This is a genomic window from Oleiphilus sp. HI0079 (assembly GCF_001635105.1).
The window spans coordinates 1-720 of record NZ_LWFT01001299.1; the positions used below are offsets into that span (position 1 = coordinate 1).

The window sequence follows — 720 nt, forward strand, 5'->3', positions numbered from 1 at the left end:
CTTTGTTGACTAACCAAAACGCACTACCTATTCCATATACATCAACAAAGCGAACCTTCTCTTCAAAGATTTCGGCTTTAAAGCCTGCTTTTTCGAGTGTCCCGATAATGTTGGCTTGATAGCGAGGCGCATTAAGATTCAGAGGGTGTAAGGTAATGAAACGGCGATAAACAGAAAGCGCGTCGCTGTACTGTTCTTTACTGATTAACAAATCACTATAGCGGTCGTAGACGACGATCTCGTAACTTCGGTGGCCGGCAACATTAAAGAGGTTTTCTAGGGCGTCAGCGCCACCTAAATACGATAGTGACAACCCCATTACGCGAAACAAATCTTCAACCATGGTTTGGCTTCGCTGCTCTACCTCACCCACTTTTAGGCTATCCGGCATCACAAGATCGAGTACATCGACGAAGGATAACAGCGCGTCGTTGTATCGTGTTTGCTTAAATTCGCTCCAGCCTTTCATATAATGCGCATTCGCCAAGAATGAACTATTACCCACTGCAACAGTGGCTTCAAAAGCCTGTTCGGCACCAACATAGTCTTCAGCGCTAAACAAGATTTCGCCTCTTCGGAACTGTGCTTCCGCCGTGTATTTTGACTTCGGGAAAGTACCCACTAGTATCGTGAGCGTTGAAAGGTAGTTGTCGACCTCGCCTTTTAAGTCATAGGTCTTTGCTAGTTGGTAGTAAACGCGATCGTTAACCTCGCGATCGG

The 720-nt window shown here is 46.1% G+C and carries 1 protein-coding gene; it reads right to left on the reverse strand.

Going from position 1 to position 720, the window contains the following annotated elements; all coding sequences use genetic code 11:
• The coding region (locus A3750_RS22620; protein ID WP_156498856.1) for a tol-pal system YbgF family protein at positions 1 to 720 on the reverse strand (720 nt) is incomplete at both ends.